20 protein-coding genes are annotated in these 19287 nt (G+C 66.8%); 11 read left to right on the top strand and 9 right to left on the bottom strand.

Going from position 1 to position 19287, the window contains the following annotated elements; genetic code table 11:
- Window position 1: 1 nt before the first annotated feature.
- Window positions 2-910, bottom strand: a complete 909-nt coding sequence (locus BLR24_RS04940; RefSeq protein ID WP_093013566.1) for a LysR family transcriptional regulator — start codon at window positions 908-910, stop codon at window positions 2-4.
- Window positions 911-1076: 166 nt separating this feature from the next.
- On the opposite strand from BLR24_RS04940, the gene BLR24_RS04945 reads away from it, so the two are divergent.
- From BLR24_RS04945 to BLR24_RS04980, 8 genes are all read left to right on the top strand, one after another.
- Window positions 1077-1799, top strand: a complete 723-nt coding sequence (locus BLR24_RS04945) for a pirin family protein (protein ID WP_093013569.1) — start codon at window positions 1077-1079, stop codon at window positions 1797-1799.
- A gap of 73 nt (window positions 1800-1872) precedes the next feature.
- A complete protein-coding gene (locus tag BLR24_RS04950; protein WP_055798514.1) occupies window positions 1873-2526 on the top strand; it encodes a hydrolase in 654 nt (217 codons plus the stop codon).
- 14 nt (window positions 2527-2540) lie between these two features.
- Window positions 2541-2819 carry a DUF1427 family protein gene (locus tag BLR24_RS04955; RefSeq protein WP_093013572.1) on the top strand — a complete coding sequence of 93 codons (279 nt, stop codon included), beginning with the start codon at window positions 2541-2543 and terminating at the stop codon, window positions 2817-2819.
- A 107-nt stretch (window positions 2820-2926) separates the two neighbouring features.
- Window positions 2927-4819 (top strand): amidohydrolase, encoded by a 1893-nt coding sequence (locus tag BLR24_RS04960; protein ID WP_217636299.1) that lies wholly within the window; start codon window positions 2927-2929, stop codon window positions 4817-4819.
- On the top strand, window positions 4819-5220 hold the full coding sequence (locus BLR24_RS04965; protein WP_093014706.1) for a DoxX family protein: 402 nt from the start codon (window positions 4819-4821) through the stop codon (window positions 5218-5220). Before BLR24_RS04960 ends, BLR24_RS04965 begins: the two co-directional genes overlap by 1 nt.
- Entirely contained in the window at window positions 5213-6814 is a 1602-nt protein-coding gene (locus BLR24_RS04970) for an MFS transporter (RefSeq protein ID WP_093013575.1), read from the top strand. The genes BLR24_RS04965 and BLR24_RS04970 overlap by 8 nt, the downstream gene beginning before the upstream one ends.
- A 323-nt stretch (window positions 6815-7137) precedes the next feature.
- The gene (locus BLR24_RS04975; protein WP_093013578.1) at window positions 7138-7539 is read left to right on the top strand and encodes a GreA/GreB family elongation factor; all 402 of its coding nucleotides are present in this window, start codon (window positions 7138-7140) and stop codon (window positions 7537-7539) included.
- Window positions 7540-7660: 121 nt separating this feature from the next.
- Window positions 7661-8626 (top strand): universal stress protein, encoded by a 966-nt coding sequence (locus BLR24_RS04980; protein WP_093013581.1) that lies wholly within the window; start codon window positions 7661-7663, stop codon window positions 8624-8626.
- Here the strand turns inward: BLR24_RS04980 and BLR24_RS04985 are convergent.
- The 3 genes from BLR24_RS04985 to BLR24_RS04995 all read right to left on the bottom strand — a co-directional run bounded on the left by BLR24_RS04985 (window position 8616) and on the right by BLR24_RS04995 (window position 11794).
- The gene (locus tag BLR24_RS04985) at window positions 8616-10868 is read right to left on the bottom strand and encodes a xanthine dehydrogenase family protein molybdopterin-binding subunit (protein WP_093014709.1); all 2253 of its coding nucleotides are present in this window, start codon (window positions 10866-10868) and stop codon (window positions 8616-8618) included. The genes BLR24_RS04980 and BLR24_RS04985 overlap by 11 nt on opposite strands.
- A 13-nt stretch (window positions 10869-10881) precedes the next feature.
- Complete coding sequence (locus BLR24_RS04990) at window positions 10882-11355, bottom strand: (2Fe-2S)-binding protein (protein ID WP_093013583.1); 474 nt, start codon at window positions 11353-11355, stop codon at window positions 10882-10884.
- 61 nt (window positions 11356-11416) lie between these two features.
- The gene (locus BLR24_RS04995) at window positions 11417-11794 is read right to left on the bottom strand and encodes a c-type cytochrome (protein WP_254787171.1); all 378 of its coding nucleotides are present in this window, start codon (window positions 11792-11794) and stop codon (window positions 11417-11419) included.
- 103 nt (window positions 11795-11897) lie between these two features.
- Here BLR24_RS04995 and BLR24_RS05000 point away from each other — a divergent pair, with 103 nt between their 5' ends.
- Window positions 11898-12794, top strand: coding sequence for a LysR family transcriptional regulator (locus BLR24_RS05000; RefSeq protein WP_093013589.1), 897 nt, complete (start codon window positions 11898-11900; stop codon window positions 12792-12794).
- Between the two features lie 12 nt (window positions 12795-12806).
- Here BLR24_RS05000 and BLR24_RS05005 read toward each other — a convergent pair whose 3' ends face one another.
- Together BLR24_RS05005 and BLR24_RS05010 are read right to left on the bottom strand one after the other, a co-directional pair.
- On the bottom strand, window positions 12807-13352 hold the full coding sequence (locus BLR24_RS05005) for a flavin reductase family protein (RefSeq protein WP_093013591.1): 546 nt from the start codon (window positions 13350-13352) through the stop codon (window positions 12807-12809).
- Window positions 13353-13367: 15 nt separating this feature from the next.
- Window positions 13368-14633, bottom strand: coding sequence for an acyl-CoA dehydrogenase family protein (locus BLR24_RS05010; RefSeq protein ID WP_093013593.1), 1266 nt, complete (start codon window positions 14631-14633; stop codon window positions 13368-13370).
- 134 nt (window positions 14634-14767) lie between these two features.
- On the opposite strand from BLR24_RS05010, the gene BLR24_RS05015 reads away from it, so the two are divergent.
- On the top strand, window positions 14768-15304 hold the full coding sequence (locus tag BLR24_RS05015; RefSeq protein WP_093013595.1) for a MarR family winged helix-turn-helix transcriptional regulator: 537 nt from the start codon (window positions 14768-14770) through the stop codon (window positions 15302-15304).
- 24 nt (window positions 15305-15328) lie between these two features.
- Window positions 15329-16279, top strand: coding sequence for a LysR family transcriptional regulator (locus BLR24_RS05020; RefSeq protein ID WP_093013598.1), 951 nt, complete (start codon window positions 15329-15331; stop codon window positions 16277-16279).
- Window positions 16280-16282: 3 nt separating this feature from the next.
- Here BLR24_RS05020 and BLR24_RS05025 read toward each other — a convergent pair whose 3' ends face one another.
- From BLR24_RS05025 to BLR24_RS05035, 3 genes are read right to left on the bottom strand one after another with little or no spacing between them, the layout of a single operon-like run.
- Window positions 16283-17344: a maleylacetate reductase gene (locus BLR24_RS05025; protein ID WP_093013601.1), complete on the bottom strand. Its 1062-nt coding sequence runs from the start codon at window positions 17342-17344 to the stop codon at window positions 16283-16285.
- A gap of 4 nt (window positions 17345-17348) precedes the next feature.
- Entirely contained in the window at window positions 17349-18218 is an 870-nt protein-coding gene (locus BLR24_RS05030; RefSeq protein ID WP_093013604.1) for an intradiol ring-cleavage dioxygenase, read from the bottom strand.
- Window positions 18219-18244: 26 nt separating this feature from the next.
- A complete protein-coding gene (locus BLR24_RS05035; RefSeq protein ID WP_093014712.1) occupies window positions 18245-19228 on the bottom strand; it encodes an amidohydrolase family protein in 984 nt (327 codons plus the stop codon).
- Window positions 19229-19287: the final 59 nt, after the last annotated feature.

Genomic DNA, 19287 nt, shown 5'->3' on the forward strand with positions numbered 1-19287 from the left:
TTCAGAGCGAGCGCGGCAGCAGCGCCGGCACCAGCGTGCGGTTGAGCCGCTCGCGCCACCAGCGCAGGGCCTGGCCGCGCGCGTTGGTCTTCCACGCGAGCCAGAAAGCCTCGGGCGGCCGCGGCTCCTCGGTGGCGAGTTCGACCAGCGTGCCGCGCGCCAGTTCGCCATCGATGCACGCCCGCGGCAGGAAGCCGTGCCCAAGGCCCGCGGCCTGGCAGGCGATCTTCGCGGCCATGGACGGCACGGCCACGCGGTGCTGTCCGGCGAGCAGCCCCACGGTGCGGTCTGACAGCGTGCGTGCGCTGTCGCTCACCACGATGGCGTTGTGCTCGAGCAGGTCGCCGCGGTGCAGCGGCCGGCCGAGCCGGGTCAGCGGGTGCGTCGCGGAGACGCAGAACGCGAACTCGAGGCTGCCCACCATCACGGCCTGGTAGCCCCCGCCGGCCGGCCCTTCGCCGGCGGCAATGACGATGTCGGCGCGCCCTTCGCGCAATGCTTCCCAGCTGCCTGTGAGCGCCTCGCAGCCGATGCGCAGCCGCGTGCCGCAGCGCAGTTCCTCGAAGGCGCGGATGTCGTCGATCAGTGCTTGCGTGGGAATCAGCGAGTCGTGCACCAGCCGCAGCTCCGATTCGAAGCCCGTGGCGATCTGCCGCATGCGCGATTCGAGATCGCTTGCGGCGCCGAGCAGCCAGCGGCCTTCCTTGAGCATTTCCTCGCCGGCCGCGGTGAGCGTCACGCGCGGCCCGTTGCGCACGAACAGCAGCATGCCCAGTTGCTCCTCGAGCTTGCCCACCGCGTACGAGATGGTCGAGGGCACCTTGTTCAGGCGCGCGCCCGCGGCGGCGAAGGAGCCATGGCGCGCAATGGCGTCCACGAGTTCGATGGCTTCGAGGCTGAGTTTCAGCAAGGGCTAGTCCTTGGAAATTGAATCATCGAAAAATTCGATGACTGAAGGTGAAAAGTTTCGTCAACAGGTCTCTCGGAAAGAAAGATGATTCAGCCATGGCTCGGAGATTCTTCTTCGGGGTAATTGTGAATCAAATCGAATCCATCGAACCACAAGGACGGAAATCATGTTGGAAATTCGCAGCGCCAATGACCGCGGACTCGCAGACTTCGGTTGGCTCAAGTCGCGCCACACCTTCTCCTTCGGCCACTACCACGACGCCGCGCAACAGGGCTTCTCGGACCTGCTGGTAATCAATGACGACCGCGTGCATCCGGGCCGCGGCTTTGGCACCCATCCGCACCGCGACATGGAAATTTTCTCGTACGTGCTCGACGGCGCACTGGAGCACAAGGACTCGATGGGCACCGGCTCCGTCATCCGCCCCGGCGACGTGCAGATGATGAGCGCGGGCACCGGCGTGCGTCACAGCGAGTTCAACTCGTCGGCGGCCGATCCGCTGCACTTCCTGCAGATCTGGATCACGCCGAACGCCAAGGGTGTGGCACCGCGCTACCAGCAGGTGCACTTCGCACCGGAAGAAAAGCGCGGACGCCTGCGGCTGATCGTCTCGCCCGAAGGCACCGACGGCTCGCTCGCCGTGCACCAGGACGCCCGCGTCTATGCCGGCCTGTTCGACGGCGATGAATCCGCATCGCTCGCCCTCGGCCCCGATCGCCATGCCTATGTGCACGTGGCGCGCGGCAGCGTCGAGCTCAACGGCCAGCGGCTGGGCGAAGGCGACGGCGCGCGGCTGCGCGGCGAACAGCGGATCGAGTTGGCACGCGGCGAAGGCGCCGAGGTGCTGGTGTTCGACCTGCGGCCGAACGAGCTGCCGTCATTTCAATAAAGCCGACAACGCTTCCCGATTTCCTGTTCGTTTCTTTTTTCTTTCTTCAATCATTTTTCAAACGGAGTATTTCATGTCCATCAAAGCCACCCCCACCGCCGGCGCCAAGCTTCTCACCCCCGCTGACCACACGCTGGTCATGATCGACTTCCAGTCGCAAATGGCCTTTGCCACGCACTCGATCGACGCGGTGAACCTGCGCAACAACGCCGCCCTCGTGGCCAATGCCGCGGCCGGCTTCGGCGTGTCGACCATCCTCACGACCGTGGCCGAGAAGAGTTTTTCGGGCCCGATGTTCAGCGAGATCACCGACGCTTTCCCCGGCCAGAAGATGCTCGACCGCACCTCGATGAACACCTGGGAAGACGCGGCGGTGATCGATCGCGTCAACGAGATCGGCAAGAAGCGCATCGTGCTGTCGGGCCTGTGGACCGGCGTGTGCATTGTGGGCCCCGCGCTGTCGGCGCTCGACCAGGGTTTTGAGGTCTTCGTGATCGCCGACGCCTGCGGCGACGTGTCGACCGAGGCGCACAACCGCGCGATGGACCGCATGGTGCAGGCCGGCGCGCAGCCGATGACCTCGTTGCAATACCTGCTCGAGCTGCAGCGCGACTGGGCACGCACCGACACCTACGAACTCACCACCGGCATTGCAAAGAAGTTCGGCGGCGCCTATGGCCTGGGCGTGACCTACGCCAAAACCATGTTCGGCGCGCACGAAGGCTGAGCGGGCGCATTCCGATGAAGCCCTATGTCCTGTCGCTTGCGCTGGGCCTTCTGGTCGGCGTGATCTACGCGCTCTTTCAGGTGCGCTCCCCGGCGCCGCCGGTGATCGCCCTGGTGGGGCTTCTCGGAATCCTGCTCGGCGAGCAGATTCCGCCCTTGGTCAAGGGTTGGCTCAAGCCCGAGGCCGCGGCTGCCACGTCGTGGCTCCACCACCAGGTCAAGCCGCATGTGTTCGGCGAATTGCCACAATGCGCCAAGGCCGGCCAGGCCGCCGCACCGGGCAAAGAAGCATGAGCGATCCATCATTCGACGAACAGCGCCGGCGGCTCTGCCTCGGCACGCTCGGCGCCGCCCTTGGCGGTACGGCAATGGCCCAATTCAACCCTTCGAGGACACCCGACATGGCAGGCACAACCACCGCCCCCGACCTCATCTTGCACAACGGCCGCTTTACCACGCTGGACCGTGCCAACCCCGTGGCCGATACTGTGGCCATCAAGGACGGCCGCTTCACCCGGGTGGGCCGCGCGCAAGACATCCTGCCGCTGGCGAGCAGCGGCACCCGCGTGATCGACCTGCAGGGCAGGCGCGTGCTGCCGGGCCTGATCGACAACCATCTGCATATCATCCGCGGCGGCCTCAACTTCAACCTCGAACTGCGCTGGGACGGCGTGCGCAGCCTGGCCGACGCGATGGCCATGCTGAAGCGCCAGGTCGCCATCACGCCCGCGCCACAATGGGTGCGCGTGGTGGGCGGCTTCACTGAACACCAGTTCGTTGAAAAGCGACTGCCGACCATCGAAGAGCTCAACGCGGTGGCGCCCGACACGCCGGTGTTCCTGCTGCACCTGTACGACCGTGCGCTGCTCAACGGCGCCGCGCTGCGTGCGGTGGGCTACACCAAGGACACGCCCGCGCCACCCGGCGGCGAGATCGTGCGCGACGCAGCCGGCAACCCCACCGGCCTGCTGCTGGCCAAGCCCAATGCGTCGATCCTCTACGCCACCCTGGCCAAGGGGCCGAAGCTGCCCTTCGAATACCAGCTCAATTCCACGCGCCACTTCATGCGCGAGCTCAACCGACTGGGCGTGACCGGCGCCATCGACGCGGGCGGCGGCTTCCAGAATTTTCCCGAGGACTACCAGGTGATTCAGCAGCTGTCCGATGCCGGCCAGCTCACCATCCGCCTGGCCTACAACCTCTTCACGCAAAAGCCCAAGCAGGAGAAGCAGGACTTCCTCAACTGGACCGCCACGTCGAAATACAAGCAGGGCGACGACTACTTCCGCCACAACGGCGCGGGCGAGATGCTGGTCTTCTCGGCCGCCGACTTCGAGGACTTCCGCCAGCCGCGGCCCGACATGGCGCCCGAGATGGAAGGCGATCTGGAAGAAGTGGTGCGTGTGCTGGTGCAGAACAAGTGGCCGTGGCGCATGCACGCGACCTACGACGAGACCATCGACCGCGCGCTCGGCGTGTTCGAGAAGGTCAACCGCGACACGCCACTCGCGGGCCTGAACTGGTTCTTCGACCACTGCGAGACCATCTCCGAGAAATCGATCGACCGCATCGCCGCGCTGGGCGGCGGCATCGCGGTGCAGCACCGCATGGCCTACCAGGGCGAATACTTCGTCGAGCGCTACGGCGCCGGTGCGGCCGAGGCCACGCCGCCGGTCAAGCGCATGCTCGAGAAGGGCGTGAAGGTGTCCGCGGGCACCGACGCCACGCGCGTCGCCTCGTACAACCCGTGGGTGTCGCTCTCGTGGCTGGTCACCGGCAAGACGGTGGGCGGCATGCAGCTCTACCCGCAGCGCAATTGCCTCGACCGCGAGGCCGCGCTTCGCATGTGGACCGAGAACGTGACCTGGTTCTCCAACGAGATCGGCAAGAAGGGCCGCATCGAGGCCGGCATGCTCGCCGACCTGGTGGTGCCCGACCGCGACTTCTTCGCCTGCGCCGAATCGGAGATCGCCGACACCACGGCGCTCTTGACCATGGTGGGCGGCAAGGTGGTGTATGGCGCCGGGCCGTTCCAGTCGCACGACGAGGGCGCGCCGCCGCCGGCCATGCCCGACTGGTCCCCGGTGCGCAGCTTCGGCGGCTATGCCGGCTGGGGCGATGCCGAGGGCGCACCGCTGCAAAAGGCGATGCGCCACGCGGCCATGTCCTGCGCCTGCGCCAACAACTGCAGCGTGCACGGTCACCAGCACGCGACGGCCTGGAGCAGCAAGCTGCCGATCGCGGACCTCAAGAGCTTCTGGGGCGCGCTCGGCTGCGCCTGCTGGGCGGTGTGATGACGAACCGCTGGCAACCCATCCCCGCACTGCGCTGGATCGCCTTGCTGTTGCTGTGCGCGGCCTACCTGCAGGGCGGCTTCAACAAGGCCGTGGATTTCAACGCATCCATCGCGGAGATGAACCACTTCGGCCTGTCGCCCGCGGCGCCGCTGGCGGTGGCCGTCATCGTGCTGGAACTGGGCGCCTCGGTGCTCATCCTCACAGGCTTCCTGCGGTGGCTCGGCGCGCTCGCGCTGGGCGGCTTCACGCTGCTCGCGACCTTCGTCGCGCTGCGCTTCTGGGAGATGCCTCAGCCCGAGCGCTTCATGGCAGCCAACTCCTTCTTCGAGCACCTGGGGCTGGTCGGCGGGTTTCTGCTGGTGGCCTGGCATGACCTGAAAGAACGTACTCATGACTGATGCCCTCAAGACTGCTGTTCCTTCGCAGCCCGGCGCCTTCGCGCCGCTGCGCCAGCCGGTGTTCGCGGTGCTGTGGGCCGCCACCGTGCTCGGCAACATCGGCAGCTTCATGCGCGACGTGGCCAGCTCGTGGCTGGTGACCGATCTTTCGGCCAACCCGACCGCGGTGGCGCTGATCCAGACCGCGGCCACGCTGCCGATCTTCCTGCTGGCGATTCCGGCCGGCGTGCTGTCGGACATCCTCGACCGGCGGCGCTTCCTGATCTTCGTGCAGCTGGTGCTCGCGGCCGTCAGCGGCACGCTGCTGGTGCTCTCGCACACCGGCGCGCTCACCGTCGAGTACCTCATTGCGCTGACCTTCGTGGGCGGCATCGGCGCTGCGCTGATGGGGCCGACCTGGCAGTCGATCGTGCCTGAGCTCGTGCCGCGGGCCGAGCTCAAGGGCGCGGTGGCACTGAACTCGCTGGGCATCAACATCGCGCGCTCCATCGGCCCGGCCGCGGGCGGGCTGATCCTCGCGAGCTTCGGTGCAGCGGTCACCTACGGGATCGACGTGCTGAGCTATGCGTTCGTGATTGCCGCGCTCCTGTGGTGGAAGCGCCCGGCCGCCGTCGACAGCGGCCTGTCCGAGAACTTCCTGGGCGCCTTCCGCGCCGGCCTGCGCTACACGCGCGCCAGCCGCGAGCTGCACGTGGTGCTGCTGCGTGCGGCCGTGTTCTTCCTGTTCGCCAGTTCGGTCTGGGCGCTGCTGCCGCTGGTCGCGCGCCAGATGCTCGGCGGCACGGCCGGTTTCTACGGCGTGCTGCTGGGTGCGGTGGGCGCCGGCGCGATCGCCGGCGCGCTGGTCATGCCGAGGCTGCGCGCAAGGCTCGACGCCGACGGGCTCATCCTGCTCGCATCGCTGCTCACCGCGGCCGTGATGGGCAGCCTCGTGTTCGCGCCACCGAAGTGGCTCGCGGTGCTGTTGCTGCTGGTGCTGGGGCTCGGCTGGATCATTGCGCTCACCACGCTCAACGGCGTGGCCCAATCCATCCTGCCGAACTGGGTGCGCGGGCGCGGGCTGGCGGTGTACCTCACCGTCTTCAACGGCGCCATGGCCGCCGGCAGCCTGGGCTGGGGCCTGGTGGCGCAGCAAGTGGGGGTGCCGGCGACGCTGGTGGTGGGTGCGGTGGGGCTCGTGGCGGTGGCGCTCGCGTTCCACCGCGTGAAGCTGCCGGCCGGTGAGGCTGACCTGCAGCCCTCCAACCACTGGCCCGAGCCGCTCGTTGCAGAGCCCGTGGCGCACGACCGCGGGCCCGTGATGATCCAGGTCGAATACCGCATCCGCAAGGACGACCGCGCCGCGTTCCTCGCCGTGATGAGGCGGCTCTCGCTGGAGCGCCGGCGCGACGGCGCCTACGCTTGGGGCATCACTGAGCACACGGTCGATGCCGAGCGCATCGTGGAGTGGTTTCTCGTCGAGTCGTGGGCCGAGCACCTGCGCCAGCACCATCGCGTGTCGCACGCCGACGCCGATCTGCAAGGCGAGGCCATGCGCTTTCACATGGGGCCGGGCAAGCCCGAGGTGCATCACTTCCTCTCGATCGAGGGATGACGATCGGGGCAGCCGGGCGGGCGTCAATCTGGCAGGAAGCATGAGGTCATTGGTTGCTTCTGCGTCGCGCACTGCATAGACTCGCTGCATGACTACCGCCCTTGTCTGCACCCATGCCGTTCTGGCCACGCTGCTCCTCGCAGCGGCCTGCGCGCGTGCGCTCGCAAACAAAAAGGCGCGCCGCGAGCTGACGCCAGCACACTCCTGAGCCCGGCGGTCCGCTTTCTCCCTTTCAGCGCAACCATCGACCGCCGGGCACAAAGACCCGCGCTATAGCGACCGCCAGCCCCGTGGGCGGCGATCGCATTCGATGGAGTGCGTCGATGCATGCAACGATCAACGGCGAGCGCACGCTCACCGGCCTTGACTTCGCCCGCCTGAGCAAGCTGCTCGAGCGCCAGCGATCGCCGAGCCTGGCCGACTTGCTCGCCAGCGCGGAGATCACGAGCTCGCGCGCGGTTCACCCGGGCGTGGTGACGATGAACTCGAAGGTCGAGATCGTCGACGTGCGCACACGCGCGCAGCAGGCTCTCACCATCTGCTACCCCGAAGATGCCGACCCTGCGGCGGGCCTCATCTCCGTGCTCTCTCCGGTGGGCAACGGCCTGCTGGGCCTGCGCGCTGGAGAGACGGCGAAATGGCGGACGCCGAACGGCGGCGAGTGCGCCGCTGAAGTGAAGGCCATCCTCTTCCAGCCCGAGGCCACGGGCGACTACGCGACGTAGTCACGGCCGTTACCCGGCTCGAACACAAGCCGCTTTTCCAACACGCGCTGCCGGCACCAAGGCTTTTGGACACCCCGTCGTGGGCCGGGTGCGGGCGCAGCCATTGCCAAAGGATCTTGCAATGATTCCCCGTTCTCTTCTTGCGATCACCGATTTCTCCGTTCAAGGCAACCACGCGCTCGACCGCGCAGCGCTCCTGTGCGCCGAACATGGCGCCTCGCTCAAGCTGCTTTGCGTCGCGTTCCCCGGAGAGCCTCCGCCCGATGCCGTATGCCGGCTCGCGCACCATGCATTGCAAATCGAACAGCGTCATGGCATCCGCGCGCGCGCCGTGAACCGGACGGCTTTCACTGTCGAGGACGTCCTCACCTCTACGCGCGATGCCGATCTGCTGGTCTGGGGCGCCGCGCCGGCGCGGGGCCTGCGGTCGTTCTTCATGGGCGAGCCCGTCGAGGCCGTGCTGCGGCAGCGCCAGTGTCCGGTCCTCGTCGTGCGGCGACCGGCCTCGGGGCCCTACCGCAGCCTGGTCGTGGCGGTCGATTTTTCCGAGGCGTCGCGCGACCTGGTGGCGCTCGGCGCTGCGCTCAACCAGCAGGCCCGCATCGAGCTGTTCCACGCCATCAGCACCGCCAATGAGGGCAAGCTGCGCTACGCGGAGGTCTCGGAGCAGGCGATCAAGGCGTACCGCAACGAATGCCTGCGACATGCGCGCGACCGGATGTTCTGGCTCACCGACTCGTACGAGGCGCGCCGCAACCGCGTGCTGTCGGCCATCGGGCACGGGAACCCGGCGCGCCAGGTGCTGGTGCAGCAGCAGCGCAGCGGCGCCGAGCTCGTCGTCGTCGGCAAGCATCCCGCCTCGGCGCTCTCGGACTTCTTTTTCGGCAGCGTGGCCCAGCGCGTGCTCAACGGCGGCGCCGGCGATGTCCTGGTGGTGCCGCACGGCAGCCACGACCTGGCCCGGCGTGCCGCGGTACGCGGGCAGCCTTCAGCAGGCCAGCGCGTGGTGCGCCGCCTGCGCGCCGGCATACCCGACGAGCCGGCGATCCATCGGCTCGGCGCCACCGGCAACGGTTCTATACGCTGAAAGGCAGCTGTCGCAGCGGCTTGCCGGTGAGCTGGACGATGGCGTTCGCGAAGGCCGGTGCCAGCGGCGGCAGGCCCGGCTCGCCGATGCCCTTCGGCGGCTCCGCGCTCGGCACGATGTGCACCGCGAACTCCGGCATGTCGGTGATGCGCGGGACCGCGAAGTCGCCGAAGTTGCTTTGCTGCACGACGCCGTCCTTCAGCGTGATGGCGGCGCCGGGCAGGCACATCGACAGGCCCATCACCGCAGCGCCCTGCACCTGCGCCTCGACGCTGCGCGGGTTCACGGCGAGGTTGCAATGCACGCCGGCCGTGGCCCGGTGCAGCACCGGCTGGCCGTCCTTCACCGAAGCTTCCACCACGTAGGCCACCACGGACTCGAAGGACTCGTGCACCGCCACGCCCCAGGCGCGGCCGGCGGGCAGCTGTTTCTTGCCGTAGCCGCTCTGGTCCACCGCGAGTTGCAAGGCAGCGCGGTGGCGCGGGTGCTTGTCGCCGAAGAGTTGCATCCGATAGGCCACGGGGTCTTGCTTTGTGCTGCGTGCGATCTCGTCGATCAGCGTCTCCATCACGAAGGCGGTGTGGGTGGAGCCCACGCTGCGCCACCACAGCACGGGCACGTTGACCTTGGGATGGTGCACGGTCAGGCGCATCGGGATCGGGTACGGTTCGCGCATGCCTTCGGTGGCCGTCGCGTCGATGCCGTCCTTCACCTGGAACGACTCGAACACCGTGCCCGTGAGGATCGACTGGCCCACAATGACGTGGTCCCAGGCCAGCACCTTGCCGCGCTCGTCGAAGCCGATGCGCGCGCGGTGCAGGTGCATGGGGCGGTAGTAGCCGCCCTTGATGTCGTCCTCGCGGCTGTATAGCAGGCGCACCGGTGCGTTCAGGCCCGCGGTGCGCGCGGCCTTGGCGATCTCGCAGGCCTCGACCACGTAGTCGCTCGAGCCCACGAAGCGCCGGCCGAAGCCGCCGCCCGCCATCTGCACATGGACGCTCACCTGCTCGGGCTTGAGGCCCAGCACGCGCGCCGCCGCGGCCGCGTCCAGCCCTGCGCTCTGGGTGCCGACCCAGAGCTCGGCGCGGTCGCCCGAGAGCTTCACGGTGCAGTTCAGCGGCTCCATCGGCGCATGGGCCAGGTAGGGGAACACGAACTCGGCTTCGAGCTTGCGAGGGGCCTTGGCCAGGGGCGCCATGTCGGCGTCGAACTTGCGCGGGCCCGGCTTTGCGGCCAGCTCGCGGTATTGCACCAGTTGCCTGTCGCTGTCGACCTTCTCGACCGCCGACGTATCCCATTGCAGCTTCAGTGCATCGCGGCCCAGCTTGGCGGGCCAGTAGCCGTCGGCCACCACCGCCACGCCTTCGCCGCCGCGATCCAGCGGCACGCGCAGCACGGCCTTCACGCCCTTCACGGCGCGCGCAGCACCGTCATCGATCGACTTGAGGCGCGCACCGAACACCGGCGGGTGCGCGACCACGGCCGTGAGCTGGCCCGCATGCTTGACGTCGATGCCAAAGTCTTGGCGTCCGCTGCTCTTGGCGGGCGCATCGAGCCGCGTGGTCGGCTGGCCGATGATCCTGAATTCCTTCGGATCCTTCAGCGTGACCTTCTCGGGCACGGGCAACGCCATCGCGGCTTCAGCCAGTTCGCCGTAGCCGAGCTTGCGGCCTCCCGGGCCGAGCACCGTTCCGGCCCGCGTGCGCAGTGTGGCCACGTCGACGTTCCATCGCGCCGCGGCCGCGGACAGCAGCATGGCCCGCGCGCGCGCGCCGAGCTCGCGGTACTGCGTGAAGCTGTTCTTGATCGAGTTGGAACCGCCCGTAAGGTGCATGCCGAAGACCGGGTCGTGGTAGGCCGCGTCGTTGGTGCCGCTCTTGCTGCGCACCAGGCTCCAGTCGGCATCCAGCTCCTCGGCCAGGATCATCGGCAGGCCCGTCTGCACCCCTTGGCCGAATTCAAGCCTGTTATGCGTCACGGTGACTTCGCCGTTGGCGGCGATCTGCACGAAGGCCAGCGGCTGCTGCGTGGGCTTGAGTGCGCCGGCCGGCTTTGCCGCGCCATCAGCCTGTGCCATGGCCAGGTGCGGAAACGCGCCGATCGCCAGGCCGCCGACGCCGGCCAGCTTCAGGAAGCTGCGGCGCGGCAGGGCGGCGGCTGCGGCTTCGTCGGGTTGGCCTGGGGCCAAAAGGCGCTGCAGCGCGCGCGGCAGTTCGCGGGGGTCGATGTGGGTGGGCAACATGGTGGGTGCTCTTTCAGGCGAGGGCGCGGGCGGCATCGGCCACCGCGGCGCGAATGCGTGCGTAGGTACCGCAGCGGCAGATGTTGCCGGCCATGGCGCCATCGATCTCGGCGGCGCTGGGTTGCTTGCCCTTGGGCTGCGACTTGAGAAATGCCGTGGCGCTCATGATCTGGCCGCTCTGGCAATAGCCGCACTGCGCCACGTCATGCTTGACCCATGCCGCGTGCACCGCGGCGCCGACCGGGTCGCTGCCATCGGTCGCAGCTTCGATGGTGACGATCTTCTTGCCCTCGGCCGCCGAAATCGGGGTGATGCACGAGCGGATGGCCTGGCCGTCCAGGTGCACGGTGCAGGCACCGCAGAGTGCCGCGCCGCAGCCGAACTTGGTGCCGGTCATGCCCAGCGTGTCGCGCAAGGCCCAGAGGATGGGGGTGCCGGGGTCGGCGTCGACCGTGTGGTTTCGGCCGTTGACGTTGAGCGCGCTCATGGGCGGATCTCCGAAGGGGGGAGGAATGAAAGAAAGAAAAAAATCAGAAGCGATCCGGCGGCTACTTGGCGCCGTCGGCCAGCCACTGCGCGAGCGCTTGCAGATCCCCATCGGGAACTTGCGCTTGCGGCGGCATCGGCATGGAACCCCACTTGCCCGAGCTGCCGGCCTTGATGCTGGCCGCAAGTTGCGCGGCCGTTCCTTTGCCGTCGCCGTATTTCGCCCCGATGTCCTGCCACGAGGGACCGAGCCCTTTCGTGGCGGGTTGATGGCATGCGACGCATGTGTACTTTTGCGCTAGCGCCTGGCTGGCCGCGGCGTCAGTTGGCGATGCGATGCCCGCGCAGGTCGCAACCACCGCGGCGAGAGTCGCCGCGAGGGAATGCCGAACGGCTGTGGTGCGCTCGACTGCGGCTCGCGTTGTGCGTGCTCTTGCCATGTCTTTGGTCTTTCGTGGGCTGTGGGTGCGCAAACTGTACGAACATGCATATGAAAGAAAAATGGGGCAATGCTGCAAACCGTGTGAAGTTAAGCTTCAAAGTATGAAGCTGAACCAACTCGACGGATTGATGGCGTTTTGGAAGGTTGCGGAACATGGTGGGTTTACCGCGGCCGCCGCGGACCTGGCGGTGTCGCCCTCTGCATTGAGCCAGGCCATCCGGCAACTCGAGGCGCGACTGGGCGTGCGCCTGTTGAACCGGACCACGCGAAGCGTGAGCCTCACGGAAGCGGGCGAGGCCTACCTGGCGCGCGTTGGTCCGGCCCTCGGGCAGGTCATCGATGCGGGCGACGAACTCAACGCTCTCCAGGGCCGGCCTTCCGGCACCTTGCGGCTGAACGCCGCGCGGGTTTCAACCGCGCTGGTGCTGCGGCCCCTGTTGGATGGATTTTTGCGCGCCAACCCGCATGTCCACCTCGAGCTGACCAATGACGAAGGTTTCGTCGATATCGTCGAGAAGGGATTCGATGCCGGCATCCGCTTTGGCGAGAGCATTCATCGCGACATGGTGGCCGTGCCCATCGGCGGGCCGGTCGCCGTTGCGGTGGTGGCTTCGCCCGAGTACCTGCAGCGTGTGCCGGCGCCTCGGCACCCGGATGATCTCGTGCGCCACAACTGCATCCGCTTTCGCTTTGCCGCCACGGGCGCGATCTACAAGTGGGAGTTCGAGGTGGATGGCCAGCTGGTGGACTACGACATCGCGGGCAACCTCACCCTCAGCGACACGATGTTTGGCCTGGACGCCGCGCTCGACGGTGTCGGGCTGGCCTACACCTTCGAGCAGCTGGCCCGTCCCCACATCCGGGCCAAGCGGTTGAAGCGCGTGCTGACGGCTTTCTCGCCGACCTTTCCGGGCTTCCATCTCTACTACCCCAGCCGGCACGACCAGCCCTCGAAGCTGAAGGCGCTGATCGAGTACGTCGGCCGCCACAGGCATTGAGCGAAAGGAGTGTCAGCGCGGCCGCGCCAGCGTTTCGGCAAGCTCCCACAGCGATCCCATCTGCCCCGAATGAAAGAGCAGGGGCGGCGTGTCCGTCCGGGAGAAGCGCTCCACGCGGCCGAGGATGATGGTGTGGTCGCCCTCCTGATGGCGTGAGTAGGTCGAGCATTCGAAGGTCGCCACGCTTTCGACGAGTCGCGCACATCCATTGGAGCCGACCTCGAAGGCTTCGGCAAAACGTTCGAACTTGTCCGCCGCGGGTTTGGCGAAATGCCAAGCCAGGTCGCGCTGCCCGGCGGTCAGCACGCTGAGGTTGAACGGCCGGGTTGCAAGGAACGCGTCGGCGCTGCGCGTGTCGTCGCGGATGCTCCAAAGGAGCAATGGCGGATCGAGCGACACCGAAGCGAACGAGTTGATCGTCATGCCCTCACGCTTGCCGTCCGGCGTGGTGGTGGTCACGAGGCACACCCCCGTGGGAAAGGCGCCCAGCGCCTGACGCAGTTGGCGGGCATCGACCGTCTCGGCCGCGTCGCCCGTGATGAGAGCCCAGGAGTACATGGCCGGTGCCTCCGATCAGTACTGGCCCTTGGGCTCGAGGCCGAGCAGGTATTGGCCCACCATCGAAGACACCGCGTCCCAGTTGAGGCTGATGTGGCGCGAGATCGCATTGGTGTCGCGCCACATGCGCTGGATCGGCTGGTTCAGGGACAAGCCCGCCCCGCCGACGCTGGCGAACACCGCCTCGACGGCATCGCGCGAGAGTCGCGCGGCAAAGGCATGGTCGCGGCGGTTGCGAATGCGCTGTTCGACGCTGATGACGTGGCCGTCGACGGCCATCTGTTCCACCTGTGCCGTGTCCCGGTAGAGAAGAAGCCGCGCCGCATCGACGCTGGCCGAGGCTTCGGCCAGGCGCGACTGCACCGGAAAGAATTCGCTCAGCCTGCTGCCGCCTCCGGCCACGGCGCCCCGGGTGACGCGCGTGCCGGCCAACTCGATCAGCTCGTCGACCGCGCCTTGCGCGGTGCCGATGATGGGCGACACAAGGCAAACCGGCACCGCTGAAAGAAAGGGAATGCGGTAGATCGGATTCGCGTTGACCTTGGCGCCGGGCGGGCTGTTGGAGGAAGCCTCCGCGAAGGTCAGCTTGCGGTGCCCGGGAATGAACACCGGCTTGTCGATGACGATCGCCTTGGACCCCGTGCCCGCCTGGCCGGCCACGTGCCAGTTGTCCTCGATGGCCCAGTCCGACCGGGGCGCGAGTAAGAAGCCGGCCGACGGCGGGGCGCCTTTTTCTTCGGGCGGAAACTGGACGCCCAGCAGTGCCCACTGCGAGTTGTCCACGTTGGATGCGAAGAGCCACTTGCCTTGCACGAGATAGCCGCCATCGACCTTCTCGGCCATGGTCGCCGGCGCATACGAGCCGCAGACGATCGCGCTCGGGTCTTTGCGCCAGACGTCGTCTTGCGCCTCTTCCGGAAAGATCGCGACCAGCCACTGGTGGATGGCGCCCAGCGAGCAGCCCCATGACGACGATGTGCAGCCGCGCGCCAGTTCGCTGACCACGTCGATGAACGCGGTGAACCCGTACTCGTACCCGCCGTAGCGCGCGGGCTGCATCAGCCTGAAGAAGCCCGCGTCGTGAAACGCCTGCGTGGTTGCCTCGGAAACGCGGCGGTCCTGTTCGGTGCGCTGGGCCCGCTCTCGCAGCATGGGCACCAAATTGCTTGCAGATGCAGCTATTGTTTCGATCGAAGGCGCGTCCTTCACGGAAGACTTCCGACCTGGAGCGGGAAAGTCGACGCGGTTGAGTTGAGCAAACGGGTTCGCGGCTTCAATCATGGTGGTCTCCGGATAATTTAAGGGGCATGCGATAGCGAAGGCCTCGATTGAAATCCATAACACTTGCAAACGCAACTAATAATTGCTTGGGGTTTACGCTATATCTGCGGCTGAATCTGCCTGTAGCATTCGGCATGGCCACAAGAAAATCCCCCGCACCGGAACCTCGGCAGCTGCGCAGAACCCGTGCTGATGCACCGGCAAAATTGAATGCAACTGCAGACAAGTTGTCCGACCACGATCTGGAGCGCGCCATTCCCTACCTGCTTGCACGCGCAGGCATGCGAATGGGGCAATCGTTCAGCAAGGAACTCAAGCAGTTCAAGCTCTCGCTGACCGAATGGCGGGTTTGCGTCGCGCTGCACCACAAGGCGCACCAGCGGCTCTCCGACCTGGCATTGCACACATCGACGGACCCTTCCACCCTCTCCCGCGTGGTCGACGGCCTTCTGCAGCGCGGCGTGCTGGTGCGCGACCGGTCGGACGAGGATGCCCGCGCACTCGCGCTGAGCCTGACCGAAGCCGGCCGCGATCTCACGCTGCGGATCATTCCGCTGGCCCAGGTTTACGAGCGCGTTTCGTTGTCCGGGCTCACCGCGGCACAGGCCGAGTCCCTGCGGGACATGCTGCGAATGGTCTACGACAACCTGGCCGTCCTGGACAACGAATGACGGCTCGGTGAAGGAGGCGGCGCGATGAACATCAACTCCATTGACCTGAATCTTTTCCTGGTGTTCCAGGCGATCTACGCCACGCGCAGCGTCACTCTCGCAGGCGACCGTCTCGGCATGACGCAATCGGCGGTGAGCAACGCGCTCAAGCGTATGCGCGAACGCTTCAACGATGCGCTGTTCGTGCGCACGGCGGACGGAATGGTGCCCACGCCTGTCGCCGAGCGTCTCATCGCGCCCATCGAGGAAGGCATCGCCTGCCTGGCGCAGGCCGTCGACCAGGGCCGGACCTTCGAGCCGGAGACATCGAGCCGCACGTTCCGGATTGCGGTCAACGACATCGGGCAACTGGTCATGATGCCCGAGCTGCTGTCCGTCGCACGCGGCATCGCGCCCGGCGTCCGCTTCGAAACCGTGGACGTCTCCATGGCCGACGCGCGGCAGCGGATGCTGCATGGGCAGATCGACATCGCGTTAGGCAGCTGGGAATCGATGGGGCCATCGTTCTATCAGCAGCGGCTGTTCGACGAGACCTTCGTGGTCCTGATGTCGAAGGCGTCACCCTTGGGCGCCCGCGAGCGCATCGAGCTCGACGACTACCTCGCGGCCGAACACATCGCCTACCGGCCCCAGGGAACGACCGATTCGCAGCTCCAGCAAACCCTGGACCGTGCGGGCGCGCTCGATCGGCGGCGGGTCGTGCTCACGGCCGCCCATTCGCTGGGGTTGACCTCGATCGTCGCTACCTCGGGCCTGCTGCTGACCGCGCCGGCACGCCTTGCCAAGGCCATGGTGGCGACTCGCGCCGACCTGCGCAGCGTCGACGCGCCCTTCGAGGTCAGGCCCTTCGAGATTCGCCAGCAGTGGCACGAGCGCTTTCATCAGGACAGCGGCAACCGCTGGCTGCGCGAGCTGATCTTCGGCCTCTTTCACGAGCGATCGAGCCGCGATTCCGCGCCGCAAGCGCGGAGCTGATTTTCAAGCCGTTGGCGGGGCGCCTTCGAAGGCGCGTTCGAGCAGGGCGCGCAGTGACGCCTTCTCCAGCGGACGTGGATTGGGATACTGGTTCGACACTGCGAGCTCGGCCGCTTTTTGAAGCCCGTCGGCGGGCATGCCGATCGCCTTCAACGACATTGGCGCGCCATGGGCCTGCGCCAATTCAAACAAACCCATCGGCGCATCCGCGGCGCCGAGCGCTCTTGCAATCCGGGCCATGGCTTCGGGCGCGGCGTGGGCGTTGTACCTGAGCGCATGCGGAAGAACCACCGTATGCACTTGCGCATGCGGCAAGTCGAAGCTGCCGCCCAAGGTGTGGCAAAGCTTGTGGTGCAGGCCCATCGACACCGCGCCCAGCACCGTGCCGCACAGCCAGGCACCGTAGAGCGCCAGGCTGCGTGCCGAGAGATCGCGCGGATCTTCTCGGAGCGGTTGCAACGACGCGGCGCAAGCGCGGATTCCCTCTTCGGCCATCAACGCGACTACGGGATTTCCATCGTGCGCGTACAGGCCCTCCGCCGCATGGGCCATGGCATTGATCGCGCTCGTGACTGTCAGATCCAGGGGCAGCGACAACGTGAGCTTGGGGTCGTAGACCACCACGCTCGGAAGCACGCGCGGATCGCGCCCGGTCTTTTTCAGGCCGCCTTCCGTGATGCCATAGATGGGCGTCACTTCGCTGCCCGCATAGGTCGTCGGCACGGCAATGATGGGCAGCCCCGACTCCAGCGCTATGGCCTTGCCCAGGCCGATGGTCGAGCCGCCTCCGACGGCCAGCGCGCAGTCTGCCTTCAGCTCCGAGGCCAGTGCGCGAGCCTTGCGCGCGATCTCGATCGGAACATGCATGGCCGCTTCGTCGAAGATGAATGCGACGCGGCCGGGAAGCCGGTCGGCAATGGCTTCGGCCTGCCCGCGCTGGTTGGGCGTGCACAGCACCAGCGCCCGCCGGGCACCCAGGCACTCGATTTCTGCCGGAAGCTGGTCGATGCTGTCCGCGCCGAAGACGATGCGCGAAGCGCTCGCGGTGTAGACGAAGCGGTCCATGCGTCTAGTCCCGCGGCACGCTGTTCAACACGAAGTCGTAGTCGAGCGTGTAGAACGGTATGTCCATGCGCGTTCCGTCCGGAGCCACGCCAGGCTCGTGGCGCTTCCAGTCGGCGATGAGCGAGGAGCGCACGCCGAACACGGCGTCCGATTCCAGATAGCTGCCGCCCGCGCGGAACACATGGGTGATGAGCGGCTCGTAGCCCGTCGCCTTGATCATGAAATGCAGGTGCGCGGGGCGCCACGGGTGGCGGCCGAGCTGCTCCAGCAACTGGCCGACCGGGCCGTCATGGGGGATGGCATAAGGCACGGCCACGATGGACTTGAAGTGGTAGCGCCCGTCCTCGATGCTCGTCAGGTGCCCCCGACCCTGCGCATGGTCCAGCTCGGGGCGCTGCACGTCGTACCAGCCCTCATCGTCGGACTGCCACACGTCGATGCTTGCATGGGCAATGCGCTCGCCGTCGATGCCGCGGATGGTTCCGCTGACGAAGCAAGGTTCGCCGCTCGCGCCGTTCGCAATGTCGTCGCCATGCTTGTACTCTGGCGCATCGGGTACGTAGAAGGGCCCGAACACCGTGGCCTCGGTGCAGCCTGAAGGGCGCCGGTTGCACTGCGCGGTGACGAGCGTCGACAAGCCCAACACGTCGGACAGCAGGATGAATTCCTGGCGCTTGTCGTCGGTGATCTTTCCGGCGGCCGTGAGAAAGTCGATGCCGAGTGACCACTCGGCTTCGGTGAGCTGCACCTCGCGCGCAAAGTCGTGCAGATGCCGCACCAGGCTGTCCATCACCGTCTTCAGGCGCGGGTTGGGCGTTGCGCCTTGCGCCTTGAGCGCGGCGCTGGTGATGGTCCACTCGTCGATGTCGATCATGGATGACCTTGGCTTTCGGGCGCGGCTCAGGATTGCGCCAGCTTGAACAGCGACAGCGCGTTGGTGCGGCCGATCTTCTTGCGGTCGGCCTCGCTGATGCTCGCATCGTTGAACCAGTTCGACGCATGGTCGATGTTCTCAAAAGGCCAGTCGGTCGAGAACAGGATCCGGTCCGATCCGATCTCCAGCATCGCATCGATCAGCGTTTGGGTGCGGAAGTTGCCCGACGTCGTGAGATAGAAGTTTTCGTTGAAGTAGTCGCACAGCTTGCGCTTGGCCGGGTAGCCCTTGGGTGCCTCGACCCAGGCGTTGCGGTGGTCGACGCGCCACATGTTGTAGGGCAGGCCTTCGCCCAGGTGGCCGAGGATGATCTTGAGGCCCGGATGCCGATCGAAGAGGCCGCTCGCCATCAAGCGCAGCGCGTGAACGGCGGTTTCCTGCGCAAAGGCCCAGGTGGGGCCGAGCAGCCAGGGATGGCCTTCGTAGATCTGCGCCCAGCTCGCGAGCGGATTGCGCGGATGCAGATAGAAGGGCGCGTCGAGCCGCTCCGCCGCGGCCCAGAACGATGCGTACTGCGGCGCGTCGTAGTAGACGGCGTTGTCGGGCGTGCCGACCTGCGAGAAGCCATTGACCAGCGCGCCGCGAAAGCCGAGCTGGGTCATGCAGCGCTCGAGCTCCTGCGTGGCCTTGTCGGGGTCCTGCATCGGCAGGGCGGCGAAGGCCTGGAAGCGGTCGGGCCGCTTTGCCACCTGCTCGGCAAGAAAATCATTGGCGCGGACCGCGAGCTCATACGCTTTCTTGGGGTCCGGCACCGCCTGCACGGCGGGCGCGTTCAGCGAGAGGATCATCATCTCCATGCCGTTCGCGTCCATCTGGCGCAGGCGCACGTCATGAAGATCGAGCAGGCGCATGCTGAGCTCCTTCCAATACGCGCCAGGCACGAAGCCGGCCGAGTCCTGCAGCGTTTCTGGAATCGCGAAATGTTCTTCGAGGCCGATCTTTCCTTGCATACCTGTCTCCTTGGTGCGGGGCAGCGCCACAACGGCGCTCAACCTGCCGGTCAATCTAT

It is taken from the genome of Variovorax sp. OV700 (genome assembly GCF_900099805.1).
GTDB lineage: Bacteria > Pseudomonadota > Gammaproteobacteria > Burkholderiales > Burkholderiaceae_C > Variovorax.

Excerpts from the sequence above, each read along its gene's own strand:
- BLR24_RS04945 (WP_093013569.1), top strand. The coding sequence starts at position 1,077 with ATGTTGGAAATTCGCAGCGCCAATGACCGCGGACTCGCAGACTTCGGT.
- BLR24_RS04950 (WP_055798514.1), top strand. The coding sequence starts at position 1,873 with ATGTCCATCAAAGCCACCCCCACCGCCGGCGCCAAGCTTCTCACCCCC.
- BLR24_RS04955 (WP_093013572.1), top strand. The coding sequence starts at position 2,541 with ATGAAGCCCTATGTCCTGTCGCTTGCGCTGGGCCTTCTGGTCGGCGTG.
- BLR24_RS04960 (WP_217636299.1), top strand. The coding sequence starts at position 2,927 with ATGGCAGGCACAACCACCGCCCCCGACCTCATCTTGCACAACGGCCGC.
- BLR24_RS04965 (WP_093014706.1), top strand. The coding sequence starts at position 4,819 with ATGACGAACCGCTGGCAACCCATCCCCGCACTGCGCTGGATCGCCTTG.
- BLR24_RS04970 (WP_093013575.1), top strand. The coding sequence starts at position 5,213 with ATGACTGATGCCCTCAAGACTGCTGTTCCTTCGCAGCCCGGCGCCTTC.
- BLR24_RS04975 (WP_093013578.1), top strand. The coding sequence starts at position 7,138 with ATGCATGCAACGATCAACGGCGAGCGCACGCTCACCGGCCTTGACTTC.
- BLR24_RS04980 (WP_093013581.1), top strand. The coding sequence starts at position 7,661 with ATGATTCCCCGTTCTCTTCTTGCGATCACCGATTTCTCCGTTCAAGGC.
- BLR24_RS04985 (WP_093014709.1), bottom strand. The coding sequence starts at position 10,868 with ATGTTGCCCACCCACATCGACCCCCGCGAACTGCCGCGCGCGCTGCAG.
- BLR24_RS04990 (WP_093013583.1), bottom strand. The coding sequence starts at position 11,355 with ATGAGCGCGCTCAACGTCAACGGCCGAAACCACACGGTCGACGCCGAC.
- BLR24_RS04995 (WP_254787171.1), bottom strand. The coding sequence starts at position 11,794 with ATGGCAAGAGCACGCACAACGCGAGCCGCAGTCGAGCGCACCACAGCC.
- BLR24_RS05000 (WP_093013589.1), top strand. The coding sequence starts at position 11,898 with ATGAAGCTGAACCAACTCGACGGATTGATGGCGTTTTGGAAGGTTGCG.
- BLR24_RS05005 (WP_093013591.1), bottom strand. The coding sequence starts at position 13,352 with ATGTACTCCTGGGCTCTCATCACGGGCGACGCGGCCGAGACGGTCGAT.
- BLR24_RS05010 (WP_093013593.1), bottom strand. The coding sequence starts at position 14,633 with ATGATTGAAGCCGCGAACCCGTTTGCTCAACTCAACCGCGTCGACTTT.
- BLR24_RS05015 (WP_093013595.1), top strand. The coding sequence starts at position 14,768 with ATGGCCACAAGAAAATCCCCCGCACCGGAACCTCGGCAGCTGCGCAGA.
- BLR24_RS05020 (WP_093013598.1), top strand. The coding sequence starts at position 15,329 with ATGAACATCAACTCCATTGACCTGAATCTTTTCCTGGTGTTCCAGGCG.
- BLR24_RS05025 (WP_093013601.1), bottom strand. The coding sequence starts at position 17,344 with ATGGACCGCTTCGTCTACACCGCGAGCGCTTCGCGCATCGTCTTCGGC.
- BLR24_RS05030 (WP_093013604.1), bottom strand. The coding sequence starts at position 18,218 with ATGATCGACATCGACGAGTGGACCATCACCAGCGCCGCGCTCAAGGCG.
- BLR24_RS05035 (WP_093014712.1), bottom strand. The coding sequence starts at position 19,228 with ATGCAAGGAAAGATCGGCCTCGAAGAACATTTCGCGATTCCAGAAACG.